This window comes from Microbacterium luteolum (genome assembly GCF_039533965.1).
GTDB lineage: Bacteria > Actinomycetota > Actinomycetes > Actinomycetales > Microbacteriaceae > Microbacterium > Microbacterium luteolum.
Genome location: NZ_BAAAUN010000001.1, coordinates 89,744 through 107,550 on the forward strand (window position 1 = coordinate 89,744; position 17,807 = coordinate 107,550).

The 17,807-nt window shown below is 67.3% G+C and carries 16 protein-coding genes; 10 read left to right on the forward strand and 6 right to left on the reverse strand.

All coding sequences use genetic code 11. The annotated features are described in order from the left end of the window. Nucleotides 1–52 precede the first annotated feature (52 nt). The 5 genes from dnaE (at nt 53) to ABD648_RS00480 (ending at nt 7,712) form a co-directional block, all read left to right on the forward strand. Nucleotides 53–3,571, forward strand: a complete 3,519-nt coding sequence (gene dnaE, locus ABD648_RS00460; protein ID WP_282216791.1) for a DNA polymerase III subunit alpha — start codon at nt 53–55, stop codon at nt 3,569–3,571. Between the two features lie 70 nt (nt 3,572–3,641). Continuing rightward, complete coding sequence (locus tag ABD648_RS00465) at nt 3,642–4,877, forward strand: hypothetical protein (RefSeq protein WP_282216792.1); 1,236 nt, start codon at nt 3,642–3,644, stop codon at nt 4,875–4,877. A 1-nt stretch (nt 4,878) separates the two neighbouring features. Continuing rightward, entirely contained in the window at nt 4,879–6,183 is a 1,305-nt protein-coding gene (gene hisD, locus ABD648_RS00470; protein ID WP_282216793.1) for a histidinol dehydrogenase, read from the forward strand. A 10-nt stretch (nt 6,184–6,193) separates the two neighbouring features. After that, on the forward strand, nt 6,194–6,664 hold the full coding sequence (gene nrdR, locus ABD648_RS00475; RefSeq protein WP_282216794.1) for a transcriptional regulator NrdR: 471 nt from the start codon (nt 6,194–6,196) through the stop codon (nt 6,662–6,664). A gap of 10 nt (nt 6,665–6,674) precedes the next feature. Beyond that, on the forward strand, nt 6,675–7,712 hold the full coding sequence (locus tag ABD648_RS00480; protein ID WP_282216795.1) for a quinone-dependent dihydroorotate dehydrogenase: 1,038 nt from the start codon (nt 6,675–6,677) through the stop codon (nt 7,710–7,712). On the opposite strand, the gene ABD648_RS00485 is transcribed toward ABD648_RS00480, so the two are convergent. After that, entirely contained in the window at nt 7,687–8,259 is a 573-nt protein-coding gene (locus ABD648_RS00485) for a DUF3043 domain-containing protein (protein ID WP_282216796.1), read from the reverse strand. The two genes, ABD648_RS00480 and ABD648_RS00485, sit on opposite strands and share 26 nt — an antisense overlap. Before the next feature lie 46 nt (nt 8,260–8,305). On the opposite strand from ABD648_RS00485, the gene ABD648_RS00490 reads away from it, so the two are divergent. The 5 genes from ABD648_RS00490 to ABD648_RS00510 all read left to right on the forward strand — a co-directional run bounded on the left by ABD648_RS00490 (nt 8,306) and on the right by ABD648_RS00510 (nt 13,337). Next, on the forward strand, nt 8,306–9,727 hold the full coding sequence (locus ABD648_RS00490; RefSeq protein WP_282216797.1) for a dipeptidase: 1,422 nt from the start codon (nt 8,306–8,308) through the stop codon (nt 9,725–9,727). A gap of 71 nt (nt 9,728–9,798) precedes the next feature. Continuing rightward, nucleotides 9,799–10,167: an iron-sulfur cluster insertion protein ErpA gene (gene erpA / locus ABD648_RS00495; RefSeq protein ID WP_282216798.1), complete on the forward strand. Its 369-nt coding sequence runs from the start codon at nt 9,799–9,801 to the stop codon at nt 10,165–10,167. A 98-nt stretch (nt 10,168–10,265) separates the two neighbouring features. Then, nucleotides 10,266–11,162 (forward strand): aa3-type cytochrome oxidase subunit II, encoded by an 897-nt coding sequence (ctaC, locus tag ABD648_RS00500; protein WP_282216799.1) that lies wholly within the window; start codon nt 10,266–10,268, stop codon nt 11,160–11,162. A 3-nt stretch (nt 11,163–11,165) separates the two neighbouring features. After that, nucleotides 11,166–12,899, forward strand: a complete 1,734-nt coding sequence (gene ctaD / locus ABD648_RS00505) for an aa3-type cytochrome oxidase subunit I (protein ID WP_282216800.1) — start codon at nt 11,166–11,168, stop codon at nt 12,897–12,899. A 3-nt stretch (nt 12,900–12,902) separates the two neighbouring features. Beyond that, entirely contained in the window at nt 12,903–13,337 is a 435-nt protein-coding gene (locus ABD648_RS00510) for a cytochrome c oxidase subunit 4 (RefSeq protein WP_282216801.1), read from the forward strand. A gap of 70 nt (nt 13,338–13,407) precedes the next feature. Here ABD648_RS00510 and ABD648_RS00515 read toward each other — a convergent pair whose 3' ends face one another. From ABD648_RS00515 to qcrA, 5 genes are all read right to left on the reverse strand, one after another. After that, the gene (locus ABD648_RS00515; RefSeq protein ID WP_282216802.1) at nt 13,408–13,827 is read right to left on the reverse strand and encodes a rhodanese-like domain-containing protein; all 420 of its coding nucleotides are present in this window, start codon (nt 13,825–13,827) and stop codon (nt 13,408–13,410) included. Between the two features lie 82 nt (nt 13,828–13,909). Continuing rightward, nucleotides 13,910–14,422: a GNAT family N-acetyltransferase gene (locus tag ABD648_RS00520; RefSeq protein ID WP_282216803.1), complete on the reverse strand. Its 513-nt coding sequence runs from the start codon at nt 14,420–14,422 to the stop codon at nt 13,910–13,912. Next, nucleotides 14,419–14,832 carry a RidA family protein gene (locus ABD648_RS00525; protein WP_282216804.1) on the reverse strand — a complete coding sequence of 138 codons (414 nt, stop codon included), beginning with the start codon at nt 14,830–14,832 and terminating at the stop codon, nt 14,419–14,421. The genes ABD648_RS00520 and ABD648_RS00525 overlap by 4 nt, the downstream gene beginning before the upstream one ends. Before the next feature lie 81 nt (nt 14,833–14,913). Beyond that, the gene (gene qcrB / locus ABD648_RS00530; protein ID WP_282216805.1) at nt 14,914–16,728 is read right to left on the reverse strand and encodes a cytochrome bc1 complex cytochrome b subunit; all 1,815 of its coding nucleotides are present in this window, start codon (nt 16,726–16,728) and stop codon (nt 14,914–14,916) included. Next, on the reverse strand, nt 16,725–17,801 hold the full coding sequence (qcrA, locus tag ABD648_RS00535) for a cytochrome bc1 complex Rieske iron-sulfur subunit (protein ID WP_282216806.1): 1,077 nt from the start codon (nt 17,799–17,801) through the stop codon (nt 16,725–16,727). Before qcrA ends, qcrB begins: the two co-directional genes overlap by 4 nt. Between the last annotated feature and the right edge of the window lie 6 nt (nt 17,802–17,807).

A 17,807-nucleotide genomic window follows, 5' to 3' on the forward strand; every position in this document is an offset into this window, starting at 1 on the left:
TGTCGGGGCTCTTCGGTGCCCGACGTCGGACGTCGAAAGTAGACTCGAAGGCATGGCATCCGACTCCTTCGCCCACCTCCATGTGCACAGCGAATACTCGATGCTCGACGGTGCAGCGAAGATCGCGGCGATGACGCAGGCGGCCGCCGATTACGGGATGCCGGCCATCGCGGTGACCGATCACGGCAACACCTTCGCGGCCTTCGAGTTCTACAAGGCGGCGAACGCCGCGGGGGTCAAACCGATCATCGGGCTCGAGGCGTACGTCACCCCGGGAACGCACCGCAGCGACAAGTCGCGCGTGCAGTGGGGCTCACCCGACCAGAAGAGCGACGACGTCTCCGGTTCCGGCGCCTACACCCACATGACGATGTGGAGCGAGACGACCGAGGGCATGCACAACCTCTTCCGGCTCAGCTCCCGATCGAGCATGGAGGGCTACTACTTCAAGCCGCGCATGGACCGCGAGCTGCTCCAGACGTACTCCAAGGGGCTGATCGCGACGACCGGGTGCCCCTCCGGTGAGATCCAGACCCGCCTTCGTCTCGGGCAGTACGACGCCGCGCGGGCGGCCGCCGCGGAGTTCCAGGACCTGTTCGGCAAGGAGAACTACTTCGCCGAGATCATGGACCACGGGCTCTCCATCGAGCGCCGTGTGATGACCGATCTGCTGCGACTCGCGAAGGATCTGAACATCCCGCTGGTCGGCACCAACGACTCGCACTACACGCACCAGCACGAGGCGGATGCGCACGAGGCGCTGCTCTGCGTGCAGTCCGGTTCGACGCTCGACGACCCCAACCGCTTCAAGTTCGACGGCGACGGCTACTACATCAAGACCGCCGCCGAGATGCGCCAGCTCTTCCGCGACAACCCCGAGGCCTGCGACAACACACTGCTGATCGCCGAGCGCTGCGAGGTCGAGTTCAACACCGCCGCGAACTACATGCCGCGGTTCCCCGTTCCCGACGGCGAGACCGAGGACAGCTGGCTCATCAAGGAGGTCGAGGTCGGCCTCCAGTACCGCTACCCGAACGGCATCCCCGACAAGGTCCGCAAGCAGGCCGAGTACGAGACCGGCATCATCCTGCAGATGGGGTTCCCCGGCTACTTCCTCGTCGTCGCCGACTTCATCAACTGGGCCAAGGACAACGGCATCCGCGTCGGTCCGGGTCGTGGGTCCGGTGCCGGTTCGATGGTCGCCTACGCTATGCGGATCACCGACCTCGACCCGCTCGAGCACGGCCTCATCTTCGAGCGCTTCCTCAACCCCGACCGCGTCTCGATGCCCGACTTCGACGTCGACTTCGATGACCGTCGCCGTGGCGAGGTCATCGAGTACGTGACCCAGAAGTACGGCTCCGAGCGCGTCGCGCAGATCGTCACCTACGGCACCATCAAGTCCAAGCAGGCCCTGAAGGATGCCGGACGCGTGCTGGGCTTCCCGTTCAGCATGGGGGAGCGGCTGACCAAGGCGATGCCGCCGCCCGTGATGGGCAAGGACATGCCCCTCGACGGCATGTTCGACTCCTCGCATCAGCGGTACAAGGAGGCGAGCGAGTTCCGCGCTCTCATCGAGACCGATCCCGAGGCGAAGACGGTCTTCGATCGCGCCCTCGGGCTCGAGGGCCTGAAGCGCCAGTGGGGTGTCCACGCGGCCGGCGTGATCATGTCGTCCGAGCCTCTGCTCGACATCATCCCGATCATGCGCCGCGAGCAGGACGGCCAGATCGTCACCCAGTTCGACTACCCGTCGTGCGAGTCGCTCGGTCTGATCAAGATGGACTTCCTGGGGCTGCGCAACCTCACGATCATCTCGGACGCCCTCGACAACATCCGCATGAACCGCGGCGAGGAGCTCGACCTCGAGCACCTTCCGCTCGACGATCGCGGCGCCTACGACCTCCTGGGTCGCGGCGAGTCGCTCGGCGTGTTCCAGCTCGACGGTGGCCCGATGCGCTCGCTGATGCGCCTCATGAAGCCCGACAACTTCGGTGACATCTCGGCCCTCATCGCGCTGTACCGTCCGGGCCCCATGGGCGCGAACTCGCACACGAACTACGCGCTCCGCAAGAACGGCGCGCAGCCGATCACGCCGATCCACCCCGAGTTCACCGAGTCGCTCGCCGACATCCTCGAGGAGTCCTACGGTCTGATCATCTACCAGGAGCAGGTCATGGCCATCGCGCAGCGCGTGGCCGGGTTCTCGCTCGGTCAGGCCGACATCCTCCGCCGCGCGATGGGCAAGAAGAAGAAGTCCGAGCTGGACAAGCAGTTCGAGGGCTTCCAGGCCGGCATGCACGCGAACGGCTACTCCGACGGCGCCGTCAACGCGCTCTGGGAGATCCTGCTGCCGTTCTCCGACTACGCGTTCAACAAAGCGCACTCGGCTGCCTACGGCGTGGTCTCGTACTGGACCGCGTACCTCAAGGCGCACTACCCCGCCGAGTACATGGCCGCGCTCCTCACCAGTGTCGGGGACTCCAAGGACAAGATGGCGCTGTACCTGAACGAGTGCCGCCGCATGGGGATCAAGGTGCTCCCGCCCGACGTCTCCGAGTCGATCAACTACTTCGCGGCCATCGGAGACGACATCCGCTTCGGTCTCGGGGCCGTCCGCAACGTCGGAAGCAACGTCGTCGAGGGCATCGTGAAGGCGCGAAAGGACGCGCGCTTCGATTCCTTCCACCACTTCCTCGACAAGGTCCCGCTGCACGTCTCGAACAAGCGCACCGTCGAATCCCTGATCAAGGCCGGCGCCTTCGACACGATGGGAGACTCGCGCCGCGCCCTCATGGAGGTGCACGAAGACGCCGTCGAGGCCGCCGTCGACCGCAAGCGGAACGAGGCGCAGGGAGCGATCGGGTTCGACTTCGACAGCCTCTACGACGGCACCGAAGAAGTCGCCCCGGCCAAGGTGCCCGTCCGTCCGGAGTGGATCAAGAAGGACAAGCTCGCCTTCGAGCGCGAGATGCTCGGTCTCTACGTGTCCGATCACCCGCTCGCCGGCCTCGAGGTTCCGCTCGCCAAGCATGCGTCGATCTCCATCCACGACCTGAACAACTCCGAGGACATGCAGGACGGCGACCAGGTGACCGTCGCGGGTCTGGTGACCAGCGTGCAGCACCGCGTCGCGAAAGCCAGCGGCAACCCGTACGGCATGATCACGGTCGAGGACTTCAACGGCGAGGTCACCGTGATGTTCATGGGCAAGACCTACATCGAGTTCCAGCACATCCTGCAGCAGGACTCGATCCTGGCCGTGCGTGGACGCGTCTCGCGGCGCGACGACGGGCTGAACCTCCATGCCCAATCGGCTTTCGCGCCGGACGTCGGCTCGTTCGACGCGGCCGGTCCGCTGTCGCTCGTCCTCGCCGAACAGCGCGCGACCGAACGCGTCATGAACGAGCTCGCCGAGATCCTCCGCCGGCACAACGGCGAGACCGAGGTCCTGCTGCGGGTGCACCGCGGCGGAAGCGCGAAGGTCTTCGAGGTGCCGATGCCGGTCAAGGTCTCCGCCGACCTGTTCGGTGACCTCAAGTCACTGCTCGGCCCCGCCTGTCTGGGGTGAGCGGGTAGGATCGTGAGCCGTCGGGGGCAAGATGCACGCCCCGGTCGAGCACCGTGACGAAAGGACGACCATGAGCACGGATCTGCCCGAACAGTCGGACATCGAGGACGAGACCTTCAGCGACGACGACGGCGTCCTCTACGACGAGGACGTCACGCCGGAGTTCGGCATCCTCGGCTTCACGCTGCGCGAGCTCCTCATCGTGGGCGTGTGGCTGGTGTCTTTCGTCGTCTCGTTCTTCCCTCTGGGGGGTGGCCTCTCGCTGTGGGGGGTCGGCATCCAGTGGATCCTGCCGATCGGCGTGCCGACCGCAGCCGTGTTCCTCCTGGTGCTCCGGCGCTTCTCGCCGGACGGCATCCGTCGCGTCGGGTCGCTGGGGATCGATCAGTTCGCCTCGGTCGCCTTCTCGGTGTCCGCGACCGTCTGGATCGGGACACTGTGGCTCGCCGTCTCCACGCTGATCGAGGGAGGATTCTGGAGTCTCCCCTGGAACGGCGTGCTCCTGCTGCTGACGTCGCTCGCCCTGGTCGTGCTCACCGTCTTCGCCCCGATCATCCCGGGGCTGAAGGAGGACTTCCACGGTCGCCTGGTGACCTTGGCCCACCGCAACGCGAACCCGGTCCGCCCGGTCATCGCGCGTCCGCGGCCCGAGCCCGCTCCCGCTCCCGCTCCTGAGGCTGCCCCGGCTCCCGAGGCCGACTTTGTGCAGGACTCCGCCGCGCAGGCATCGGATGCTCCGGCACCCGGGAACACCGCCGACTTCACGGAGACCACCGCGTTCCCTCCCGGGTTCGATCAGGAACTCACCGGGCAGCAGGCGACAGACGAGGTCGCGCGGCTGGATCTCGCGGCGCAGGTCCCGCTCGTGGCGCACGCCTCCGGCGGCGACACCGGCACCGAACAGGTGACGGCCGACGAGGAATACGTGCCCACCTACTCCCGACGGTCCCGTGGCCAGGAACAGGAGATCGTCTCGGACACCGGCAGCATCGAGTCGCTGCTCGAGACGGCCGCACGCGTGGAGCCGGGCGAGATCGCCGAGGAGCAGCCGTACCTCGAGGACGACACGGATGCGGCCGATCTCGACGCGACCAACCCGCGTGAGGCCGCGCCCGTCGCGCAGCCGTTCTGGATCCTCGCGCCGTCGGAGCGCGATGTGCACGACGAGCGCGGCGAACCGCTGTTCCGCATCGGGCCGAGCGCCTGGGCTCTGGTGATCGAGGATCGGGGAGGCGCGTACGTCATCCGCCATGACGACGGCCGCATCGGCTACCTCCACGAGATCTCCGACATCACGAAGGGCTGACATGCGAACGATCGATCTGCGAGGGCGCGAGCTCTCGCCGGCTGGCATGCTCGCCGCCGTCCCGCGCGCCACGCAGGCGCGCGCAGAAGCGCTCGAGACCGCCACGCGCATCGTCGACGACGTGCGCGACCGCGGGGAAGCCGCGCTGCGCGAGCAGGCGGAGCGGTTCGACCGCGTGACCGACCACGCCGTGCGGGTTCCGGCCGAGCACCTCACCGAGGCGCTCGCGTCCGTCGATCCGACCGTGCGCGCCGCGCTCGAGGAGGCGATCGTCCGGGTGCGCCAGGGCTCCGAGGCTCAGGTGCCTGCCCCGCAGATCACCGAGATCGGTCCCGGTGCCCGGATCCTGCAGCGCTGGCAGCCGGTCGCCCGAGCCGGCGTCTACATCCCGGGCGGCAAGGCTCCGCTCGCCTCCAGCGTCGTGATGAACGTCGTCCCCGCGCAGGTCGCCGGTGTGCAGCACATCGCCCTCGCCTCACCGCCGCAGGCCGACCACGACGGTCGCATCCACCCGACGATCCTCGCCGCAGCCGCTCTGCTCGGGATCAGCGAGGTCTACGCGATGGGCGGCGCCGGAGCGATCGGTGCGCTCGCGTGGGGAGTCCCGACGATCGGCCTCGACCCGGTCGATGTCGTCTCCGGCCCGGGCAACAACTTCGTGGCCTCGGCCAAGCGTGCGGTCGCCGGCGTCGTCGGCACGGATTCGGAGGCCGGTGCCACCGAGATCCTCATCGTCGCGGATGCGAGCGCCGACCCGCGACTCGTCGCCGCCGACCTGATCAGCCAGGCCGAGCACGACGAGCAGGCATCCGCCGTGCTGGTCACCGACGCGGTGGAGCTCGCGGAGCAGGTCGCGGTCGAGGTCGACCGGCAGGCCGCGGCGACCCGGCACAGCGAGCGCGTGCGTGTGGCGCTCGACGGGCCGCAGTCGGCGATCGTGCTGGTCGACGACCGGGCCATGGCGACGGCGTTCAGCAATGCCTACGCGCCCGAGCACCTCGAGCTCCACCTCGTCGACGCCGAAGAGGCGGCATCCGCCTTCACCAGCGCGGGCGCGGTCTTCGTCGGGGATCAGACTCCGGTCAGCCTCGGCGACTACATGGCCGGCAGCAATCACGTGCTGCCGACCGGGGGACAGGCGCGCTACGCGCCCGGACTCGGCGCCTACACGTTCCTTCGGCCGCAGCAGGTCATCTCCTACGACCGCGAGGCGCTCGCCTCGGTGCGCGAGGGGGTCGTCGCGTTGGCGAACGCCGAGGTGTTGCCCGCCCACGGCGAGGCGATCGAGGCGCGCTTCACGGCGTAGGATCGGTCAGATGCACTGCCCCTTCTGCCGTCACTCCGACTCGCGCGTCATCGATTCGCGCACCAGCGACGACGGGCTCTCCATCCGGCGGCGCCGTCAGTGCCCGGAGTGCGGAGGTCGTTTCACGACGACCGAGACCGCGAGCCTCAACGTCATCAAGCGGTCCGGCGTCATGGAGCCCTTCAGCCGCGAGAAGGTCATCTCGGGTGTGCGCAAGGCCTGCCAGGGGCGCCCCGTGACCGAGGCGGACCTCGCGATCCTCGCGCAGCGGGTGGAGGAGGCGGTCCGGCAGACCGGTGTCTCGCAGCTCGACACGAATGAGATCGGCCTCGCGATCCTCGGACCTCTGCGCGAGCTCGACGAGGTCGCCTTCCTGCGCTTCGCCAGCGTCTACCAGGCGTTCGACTCCCTCGAGGACTTCGAATCCGCGATCACCGATCTGCGTGCCGACCACGCAGGGCAGGAGCCGGCGGACCGGTAATCTGGCAGGGATGTATCCGCTGCTCTTCCGCGCTGTCCTCTCGCGCTTCGATCCCGAGTTCGCCCATCACGCCGGCATGGTGGTGATCCGTGTCCTCGGGACGCCGCCGTTCTCATCGGTGACCCGTGCGCTGACCCGCCCCGATCCGTCGCTCCGCGTCGAGGCCCTCGGCCTGACCTTCCCGTCGCCCTTCGGCATCGCGGCAGGCTTCGACAAGAACGCCGTCGGCGTGCGCGGCCTCGCGGCGCTCGGCTTCGGCCACATCGAGGTGGGCACCGTGACGGCGATCCCTCAGGAGGGGAACCCCAAACCGCGTCTCTTCCGCCTCATCGCGGATCGCGCCGTGATCAACCGCATGGGGTTCAACAACCAGGGGGCGGATGCCGTGGCACGCCGTCTCGCGAAGCTGCGCAGAGGAGCACCCGACACCGTGATCGGCGTCAACATCGGCAAGAGCCGGGTCGTCGAGGTCGAGGACGCCACGGCCGACTATGTGGCGTCCGCCACGAGGCTCGCCCCGCTGGCCGACTATCTGGCCGTCAACGTCTCCTCGCCCAACACGCCGGGCCTGCGGGGCCTGCAGGCCGTCGAGACCCTCGCACCCCTGCTGCGTGCCGTGCGTGAGGCCTCCGGATCGACGCCGCTGCTCGTCAAGATCGCTCCCGACCTTCCCGACGAGGAGATCGCCGCGATCTCGCGGATGGCCGTCGAGGAGGGGCTCGCCGGCATCATCGCCCACAACACCACGATCAGCCGCGACGGGCTGCTCACGGATGACGCGGTCGTCGAGGCGGCGGGTGCGGGTGGTCTCTCGGGCGCTCCGCTCAAGCAGCGGTCGCTCGAGGTGCTCCGCGTCGTGCGCGGCTCCGTGCCCGCCGAGTTCTGCGTCATCGCCGTCGGCGGCGTCGAGACGCCCTCCGACGTGCAGGAGCGACTGGATGCCGGCGCGACCCTGGTGCAGGGATACACGGCGTTCCTCTACCGCGGCCCGTTCTGGGGCCGCGAGCTCAACAGGGGACTGGTCAGTCGGGGTACTGTCCGCGCTTGACCTGCGGCTTGGGCAGACGCATGAACCGCATCTGCAGCGCGCGCATGCCGGCGTACCAGCCGAGGCCCTTCTCCATGCGCTCGGCGCCGAACTTCGCCGCGACCTTGCGCTTGACCCGGAAGCCGAGCAGGATCATGCCGCCGATTGCGATCACCAGGTAGCCCATCATCACGATGTAGGCGTAGAAGGAGATCGCGAGGTTCGCGGGGATCAGCGAGGCGAGGATCACGAGCACCATGACCGCCATCACGAACTCGGCGGGGTGCCAGCCGGCATCCACGTAGTCGCGCACCCAGCGGCGCTGCGGACCCTTGTCGCGCGCCGGAAGGAACTTCTCGTCACCTGCGGCCATGCCGGCCTGCGCGCGTGCACGCCGCTCGTTGAGCTCGGCGCGGGCCGCGGCCTTCGCCTCCTTGGTGTTGGCGACGAGGGGACGGCGACGGGCCGCCTCCTGCTCCGCGCGGGTCGGCGTCGCGCGACCCTTGCCGACGGCTGGCGTCTCGGAAGCGTCGTCGTTCGTCGAAGGGGAGACAGGGGTAGTGGCCACGAGAGTCCTCGGTTCGCTGAAAAGAGATCACCTTAAGATTACTCGCATGACCTCTTCTGCTCACCCCGCTCCGTCGACACCGTCCACCGAATCCGAGGCGGCCGTGCTCGAAGCGGTGGCGACGGGCATCCCGTCGGCGCTGTCGGACCTGGGACATCTCGTCCGGATCCCTGGGATGGCGTGGCCGGCGTTCGATCAGACGCAGCTGGAACGCAGTGCGGATGCCGTGGCCTCGCTGGCCCAGGGCACTGGCGTCTTCGACGAGGTGCGCGTGCTGCGCGCGGCGATCCCCGGCACCGACGAGCACGGACAGCCCGCGGTGCTGGCCACACGCGCCGCGCGCAACGGCAAGCCCACGATCCTGCTCTACGCCCACCACGACGTGCAGCCTCCGGGAGACGACGCGCTGTGGGAGACGCCGCCGTTCGAGCCGACGGTGCGCGACGGTCGTCTCTACGGACGCGGTGCCGCCGACGACAAGGCGGGGATCATGGCGCACATCGCGTCGATCCGCGCGGTCAGCGAGGTGCTCGGCGACGATCTCGACCTGGGCATCGCGATGTTCATCGAGGGGGAGGAGGAGTACGGCTCCCGCTCCTTCGCGCAGTTCCTCTCCGACAACAAGGAGGCGCTGCGAGCCGATGCCATCGTCGTCGCCGACTCCGGGAACTGGGACTCCGTCACGCCGGGCCTCACGGTGTCGCTGCGCGGGAACGCCCGCTTCACGGTGCGCGTGCGCACGCTCGACCACGCATCGCACTCCGGCATGTTCGGTGGTGCGGCGCCCGACGCGATGATGACGACCATCGGGATGCTGTCGACGCTCTGGAACGCCGACGGCTCCGTCGCCGTCGAGGGACTGACCGAGCGCGATGCGCCGACACCCGAGTACAGCGAGGCGACGCTGCGCGATGAGGCGGGCCTGCTCCCCGGCACGACGCCGATCGGGAACGGCACGATCCTCAGCCGCATCTGGAACAAGCCGTCGATCACGGTCATCGGCATCGACGCCACGAGCGTGGCCGCGGCATCCAACACCCTGCTCCCCGAGGTCACGGTCGTGATCAGCGCGCGCGTGGCCCCCGGCCAGACAGGGGAGGACGCCTACGCGGCGCTCGAGCAGCACCTGCGCGCCAACGCGCCCTTCGGGGCCGAGCTCGAATTCTCGGACGTCGATCTCGGCAACGGCTTCCTGGTGGACACCAGCGGATGGGCTGTCGCCCTCACCCGCGACGCGATGCGCGACGGCTACGGCGTGCCGCCGGTCGACCTCGGGGTCGGCGGATCGATCCCGTTCATCGCCGACCTCGTCCGCGAGTTCCCCGACGCGCAGATCCTGGTCACCGGCGTCGAGGACCCGCACTCGCGGGCCCACAGCCCCAACGAGTCCCTTCACCTCGACACGTTCCGCCACGCCGTCGCGACCGAGGCCCTGCTGCTCGCGCGGATGAACGCGCGCGACGTCTGAGCCTTCCGGTCCGACCGGCGGTAGAATTACCGGGAACGCCGTGCCCCTGCGGCCCCGTGACAAGGAGCGACATGAGCGACACCACACTGACTTCCGCCGAGACGACCACCCACGCGCACGGCATCAGCCTGACCGACGCCGCTGCCGTCAAGGTCAAGAACCTCCTCGAGCAGGAGGGTCGCGACGACCTGCGTCTGCGCGTCGCCGTGCAGCCGGGCGGATGCTCCGGACTGATCTACCAGCTCTACTTCGACGAGCGCTACCTCGAGGGCGACGAGACGGTCGACTTCGACGGCGTCGAGGTCATCGTCGACAACATGAGCGTCCCGTATCTCGACGGTGCATCCATCGATTTCAAGGACACGATCTCGGAGCAGGGCTTCACGATCGACAACCCCAACGCGGCCGGCAGCTGCGCGTGTGGTGACAGCTTCCACTGATCCGGACGACCCCCGCCAACCTGCGTGGTTGGCATGAATCAGGTGTGAGGTTGCCCTAGACTTGGGGTGTGCCCTGTCCGCAATCTGAAAGGTGCATCGTGCCCTCGAAACACCGCCTTCGTTGGGTCGCTCTCCCCTTGGGAGTGGCGGCAGCCGTGGTCCTGGCGGGATGTACCACCACCGAGTTGAACGGCTACCTTCCCGGCTTCATCGAGGGTGAGCCTGCGGCCACCAACCAGACCGAGCGGGTCTCGTCTCTCTGGGTGAACTCCTGGATCGTCCTGCTCGCCGTCGGCATCATCACCTGGGGCCTGATGGCCTGGGCCGCGATCGCGTACCGCCGTCGCAAGGGCCAGACCGGCCTGCCGGTGCAGATGCGCTACAACATGCCGATCGAGATCTTCTACACGATCGTGCCGCTCATCCTGGTGCTGGGAATGTTCTTCTTCACGGCTCGCGATCAGACGGAGATCGAGGCGAAGTGGGATGACCCCGACGTCGAGATCACCGCGATCGCCAAGCAGTGGGCGTGGGACTTCCAGTACGACGCCGAGTCCGATGACGACACCGTCTGGACGATGGGCATCCAGGCCCAGCCCGACGCCGAAGGCAACATCGACCAGGCGCAGCTTCCGACGCTGGTCCTGCCGGTCGACAAGAAGGTCACGATCGACCTGCGGTCGCGCGACGTCATCCACTCGTTCTGGATCATCGACTTCCTGTACAAGAAGGACATGTTCATCGGGGCGGACAACTCCTGGTCCTTCATCCCGACCCGTGTCGGCGAGTACAAGGGCAAGTGCGCCGAGCTCTGCGGCGAGTACCACTCGATGATGCTCTTCAACGTGAAGGTCGTCGAGCAGGACGAGTACGACGCCTACCTCGAGTCGCTCAAGGAAGAGGGCAACACGGGAGACATCACGGACGAGTACGACCGTCTCTCGAACTTCCCCGGAAACACGCCGAAGAACGACTCCGAGGAAGGAGAGGAGTAAGCCATGTCGACCACTGAAGCCCCCCGCACCGATGAGGCTCCTCGCTCCCGACCCACGACTCTGCCCGCCCGCCAGGCCGCTCTGATGAGCTCCTCGCGCGTCGAGCAGAAGGGCAACATCGTCGTCAAGTGGATCACCTCCACCGACCACAAGACCATCGGGTACATGTACCTGATCGCGTCCGTGCTGTTCTTCCTCCTCGGCGGTGTGATGGCCCTCGTCATCCGCGCCGAGCTGTTCGCGCCGGGGATGCAGATCATCCCGACGAAGGAGCAGTACAACCAGCTCTTCACGATGCACGGCACGATCATGCTGCTCATGTTCGCGACCCCGCTGTTCGCCGGCTTCGCGAACGCGATCCTGCCGCTCCAGCTCGGTGCTCCCGACGTCGCGTTCCCGCGTCTGAACGCCTTCGCGTTCTGGCTGTTCCTCTTCGGCTCCACGATCGCCGTCGCCGGCTTCCTCACCCCGCAGGGTGCGGCCTCGTTCGGCTGGTTCGCCTATCAGCCGCTCGCCGGGGCCTCGTTCACGCCGGGTGCCGGCGGCAACCTCTGGATGGTCGGACTCGGAATCTCCGGTTTCGGAGCGATCCTCGGTGCCGTGAACTTCATCACCACGATCATCACGATGCGTGCTCCGGGAATGACGATGTGGCGCATGCCGATCTTCTCGTGGAACACGCTCATCACGAGCCTCCTCGTGCTGATGGCCTTCCCCGTGCTCGCGGCAGCGATCTTCGCCGCCGCCGCCGACCGCATCCTGGGTGCGCACATCTACGACCCGGCCAACGGCGGCGTCCTGCTCTGGCAGCACCTGTTCTGGTTCTTCGGTCACCCCGAGGTGTACATCATCGCGCTGCCGTTCTTCGGCATCGTCTCGGAGATCTTCCCGGTGTTCAGCCGCAAGCCGATCTTCGGATACAAGACGCTCGTCTACGCGACCATCGCCATCGCGGCGCTCTCCGTCGCCGTGTGGGCGCACCACATGTACGTCACGGGATCGGTGCTCCTGCCGTTCTTCGCCCTGATGACGATGCTCATCGCGGTGCCGACGGGTGTGAAGATCTTCAACTGGATCGGCACGCTCTGGCGAGGGTCCGTGACCTTCGAGACGCCGATGGTCTTCGCACTCGGCTTCCTGGTCTCGTTCGTCTTCGGCGGCCTGACCGGTGTCATCCTCGCGGCCCCGCCGCTGGACTTCGCGCTCTCCGACTCGTACTTCGTCGTCGCGCACTTCCACTACGTCGTGTTCGGCACCGTGGTGTTCGCCATGTTCGCCGGCTTCTACTTCTGGTGGCCGAAGTGGACGGGCCGCATGCTCAACGAGCGCCTCGGCTACGTGCACTTCTGGATGCTGTTCATCGGTTTCCACATGACGTTCCTCATTCAGCACTGGCTGGGTGTCGACGGCATGGTGCGTCGCTACGCGGACTACTCGGCGGCCGACGGCTGGACCTGGCAGAACCAGGTCTCGACGATCGGTGCGATCATCCTCGGCGCCTCGATGCTCCCGTTCTTCCTGAACGTCTGGATCACGGCGCGCAAGGCTCCGAAGGTCACGGTCAACGACCCGTGGGGATACGGCGCCTCGCTCGAGTGGGCGACGTCCTGCCCGCCGCCGCGTCACAACTTCACGTCGATCCCGCGCATCCGCAGCGAGCGCCCGGCATTCGACCTGAACCACCCCGAGGCTGCCGAGTTCGCGACCACCGCGCCCGGCGAGCGAGAGGCCCACTAAGTCATGCGCGACAATGTCATTCTCTGGTGGATCCTGACCGCCTTCTTCGCTCTCGTCGGCGTCGTCTACACCGGCTGGCACATCCTGGCCACGCCGAACGAGAACTTCGCGCTGCGGATCGAGTGGGTCGGAACGGTCGCGCTGTTCTTCGCCGCCTTCATGGGCGCGATGATCGCGTTCTACCTCGACCGCACGCACGGCGCCCAGGGCGGTGAGCTGCCGGAGGACATCCTCACGGCCGACATCGACGACGGCGATCCCGAGCTCGGTGAATTCAGCCCGTGGTCGTGGTGGCCGATCGTGCTCGCGGCTTCCGCCGGCATCTTCGTCGTCGGACTCGCCGTCGGACACTTCCTGCTTCCGATCGGGCTCGCGATCTTCGTGGTCGCGATCGTCGGCTGGGTGTACGAGTACTACCGCGGTCATTTCGCACGCTGACGATCAGCAAGCAAGAAGGCCCCCGGAGCGATCCGGGGGCCTTCTTCGTATCTCGGGCCGTGAGGCCTGATCAGGCGCGGGTGCGGATGCGAGCCACACCGGTGAGCGGGTCGACCGGGCGGTGATGGATGCCGTCGGCATCTTCCACGGGATAGCCCTCGCGGACCCAGTACTCGAAGCCGCCGATCATCTCGCGGACGCGGTAGCCGAGCTTCGCGAACTCGAGTGCGCCTTTGGCGCCGGCGTTGCAGCCGGGACTCCAGCAGTACACGACGACCTCTGCATCGGCGGCGATCTCTCGAGGAGCTCGGGTGGCGATCTCGCTGTAGTGCATGTGCACGGCGCCCGCGACGCGTCCCTGCGCCCAGGCCTCATCGGACCGCACGTCGATCACGACCAGGTCGTCGCCGGCCTTCCGAGCCGCGTGGACGTCACTGGCATCGGTCTCGTAGGCGAGCTTGGCGGCGAAGAAGTCGGCACGATCGATCATGTTCTCAGCCTATTCGGGGAGGTCTCGCCGCCTCAACGCATTCCTGTCGCTCGTCGCCGGATTCGCGACAGCATCCACCCCGTCAGAGGACAGCAGTCATCTGCAGGCGTCGTCCGTGGATCGCGAGCTCCAGGGCGTCCTCCGTGGCGACCAGACGCCGGTGGAAGTCCGAGTCCGGCTCGCTCTCGATGAAGCCGCAGGAGGCATAGAACGGCGCGTTCCAGGGCACGTCCGCGTATGTCCGGAGGGTGATGAGCGCATGGCCTCGATGCCGGGCCTCGGCGAGAGCGGTGTCGACGAGGCGGCGACCGATCCCGCGCCGTCCGAAGGAGGGGAGCACGGAGAGCTGTTCGAGGTGAGCGTGCCCGTCGATCTCGAGCACGTGCACGAAGCCGACCAGAGTCGGCACCTCGCCGGCTTCCGCCGACTCCGCGACCAGCACGAATCCGGGAAGGGAGGCGCGCTCCTCGGCATCCGTCGGGGGAGGCCAGTCGGAAGCGGAGAACCGACCGATGAGCAGCGTGTCGGCGGCGACCTCGATCGCTTCGAGCGCTGCGGCGTCTTCGGTGCGTGCGGCACGCACGGACGTCGTCACTGCTGTTCGCCTCGGACAGCGGCGACGGCTTCGATCTCGACGAGCTGGTCGCTGTAGCCGAGAACGGTCACGCCCAGGAGTGTGCTCGGCACATCGTGCGCCCCGAAAGCGGCATGCACGACATCCCAGGCATCGACGAGATCGGCCTGGTCGGATGACGCCACGAGAACGCGTGTGCTGATGACATCGGTGAGGCATGCACCAGCGGCCTCGAGCGCCTCGGTGAGGGTCTTCATGCACTGCGCGGCCTGGGCGGCATAGTCACCGGGGGAGGCCGTCGTGCCGTCCTCGTTCAGAGGGCAGGATCCGGCGAGGAAGATGAGGCGAGAGCCGGCGGGTGCGGTGGCGGCATACGCGTAGGGGGCGTCGGCGAGAGAGGCGGAACGGATGAGCTGTACGACGGAGGTCACTCTTCGATCCTTTCACAGCGACCGCAACGACGAAGGCCCCGTCCGGATCGGACGAGGCCTTCATCGATGGGGGAGTGGCGACTACTCGCCCTCCTCCGACTTCTTCTTGCGAGGCTTCTTCGCGGGCTCCGTGGCGATCACGGTGCTCGGCGTGTTCGCCGTCTCGTCGACGTGCGTCTCGCTGGCGACGAGCGGTGCATCCGGTGCACCTGCACGCTCGTGAGCGCCCTGGATCTCGGCTGCCTCGGTCTCTTCGTTGTGAGCCGTGACGTGGTGCTGGTGCGAGTCCGCTTCGTCGACCTCTGCCTGCGTGAGCGGGGCGAGGCGGTCTTCGAAGAACCAGCGCGAGATCGAGGAACGGAGGTTCTCGGTCCACGAGATGCGGCCCTTGGCGTTCGGACGGACCACCAGCGGCTCGTAGCCGTCGACGTCGATGAGCTTCCAGCGGTCGTACTGGTCGACCGGCTGGTGCACCTCGATGAACTCGCCGCCGGGGAGGCGGACGATGCGTCCGGACTCGTAACCGTGCAGCACGATCTCGCGATCCTTCTTCTGCAGCGCGATGCAGATGCGCTTGGTGACGAAGTAGCCGAGGATCGGGCCGACGAACAGCAGCGCCTGGAGGGTGTGGATCACGCCTTCCATGGTGAGCATGAAGTGCGTCGCGATGAGGTCGGACGATGCCGCCGCCCACAGGACCGCGTAGAAGATGACACCGGCCGCGCCGATGGCGGTGCGGGTCGCCGCGTTGCGCGGGCGCTGTGCGATGTGGTGCTCGCGCTTGTCGCCGGTGAGCCATGCCTCGAGGAACGGGTAGATGGCGACGACGACGATGAACAGACCGAGCACTGCGACCGGGAGCAGGATGCCGAACGACCAGGTCCGGTCGAAGAGCACGAGGTCGAGGTTCGACGGAGCGAGGCGGAGTGCACCGTCGGCGAACCCGATGTACCAGTCCGGCTGCGTGCCGGCGGAGACGGGGGACGGGTCGTACGGTCCGTATGCCCAGATCGGGTTGATCTGGAAGAACGTCGCGATCAGCACGATTGTGCCGAACACGATGAACAGGTAACCGCCCATCTTCGACATGTACACCGGCATCATCGGGTAGCCGACGACGTTCTCATTCGTGCGGCCGGGGCCGGCGAACTGCGTGTGCTTGTTGACGATCATGAGCATCAGGTGCACCACGATCAGCCCGATCACGAGCAGCGGCAGCAGCAGGATGTGCAGCGTGTAGAGGCGGCCGACGATGTCGGTGCCGGGGAACTCGCCGCCGAACACGATGAACGACGTCCAGGTGCCGATCAGCGGGATGCCCTTGACCATTCCGTCGATGATGCGGAGGCCGTTGCCCGACAGCAGGTCGTCGGGGAGCGAGTAGCCCGTGAAGCCCTCGGCCAGCGCCAGGATGAACAGCACGAAGCCGATGACCCAGTTGAGCTCACGCGGCTTGCGGAACGCGCCCGTGAAGAAGATGCGGAGCATGTGCACGCCGATGCCGGCGATGAACACGAGCGCAGCCCAGTGGTGGATCTGGCGGACCAGGAGGCCACCGCGCAGATCGAACGAGATGTGCAGCGACGACTCGAGCGCCGCAGACATCTCGATGCCACGCATCGGGGCGTACGCACCCGTGTAGTGGGTCTCGACCATCGAGGCCTGGAAGAAGAACGTCAGGAAGGTTCCGGAGAGGAACACGACCACGAAGCTCCACAGCGCGATCTCGCCGAGCATGAACGACCAGTGGTCGGGGAAGATCTTGCGACCGAGCTCCTTGACGAAACCGGAGAGGCTGGTGCGCTCATCGATGTAGTTCGACGCGGCTCCCACGAAGCGGCCGCCGAGGGGCGCCTTCGTGTCCTTGTCGTCCTTGGACAGCGTTGCGGTGCTCAATGGCGCTCCCAGAAGCTCGGGCCGACGGGTTCCGTGAAGTCGCTGCGTGCGACCAGGTAGCCCTCGTCATCGACGGTGATGGGCAGCTGCGGCAGCGGGCGAGCCGCCGGGCCGAAGATGACCTTGGCGTGGTCCGTGACGTCGAACTGCGACTGGTGGCACGGGCACAGCAGGTGGTGCGTCTGCTGCTCGTACAGCGCCACGGGGCAGCCGACGTGCGTGCAGACCTTGGAATAGGCGACGATGCCGTCATAGGACCAGTCCTTGCGGTCCTCGGCCTCGGTGAGCTGCTCGGGGCGCAGGCGCATCATCAGGACGATCGCCTTGGCCTTCTCCTCGAGGTAGCCGTCGTGGTGGCTGAGCTCGGCGAGTTCCTCGGGGATCACGTGGAACGCGGAGCCGAGGGTCACATCCGCAGCGCGGATCGGCGTGCCGTCGGGGTCGCGGACGAGGCGCGAGCCCTCTTCCCACATCGTGTGCTTGAGCAGCGCCACCGGGTCACCCGCGGTGGGGTCGTCCGGCGTGGAGTGGGGAGCCAGTCCGCGGAAGAGCGTGACGCCGGGGATGATCGAGGCGACGACCGCGGCGAACAGCGAGTTGCGGATCATGGAGCGGCGTCCGAATCCGGACTCCTCGTTCGCGTCCGAGAACGCCTTGATGGCGGCTTCGCGCGTCGAGTCCTTGCCACGGGTGGGGTGGCGGTACTCGATGTGCTCCTTGTCGGACATCAGAGCCTTGGACCAGTGGATCGCACCGATGCCGAGGGCCAGCAGCGCGAGCGCGATGCCGAGACCGATGAAGAGGTTGTTCTGACGGATGTCGATGAGAGCGCCGCTCTCGATCGGGAACAGCATGTAGGCGGCGACCGCCCAGATGCTGCCGGCGAGCGAGAGGTAGAACAGCGTGTAGACCGTGCGTGCCGCGTTCTTCTCGGCGCGGGGGTCCTTGTCGGTCATCCGCTCGCGGTGCGGCGGCAGTCCCGGGTTCTGCACGGGATCGCTGACTGCGACACCCAGCCCCGGAGAGGGCTGGTAGGCCCTGTCAAGAGCCTGCGAGTCGTCGTCGTGTGCCATGGTGCT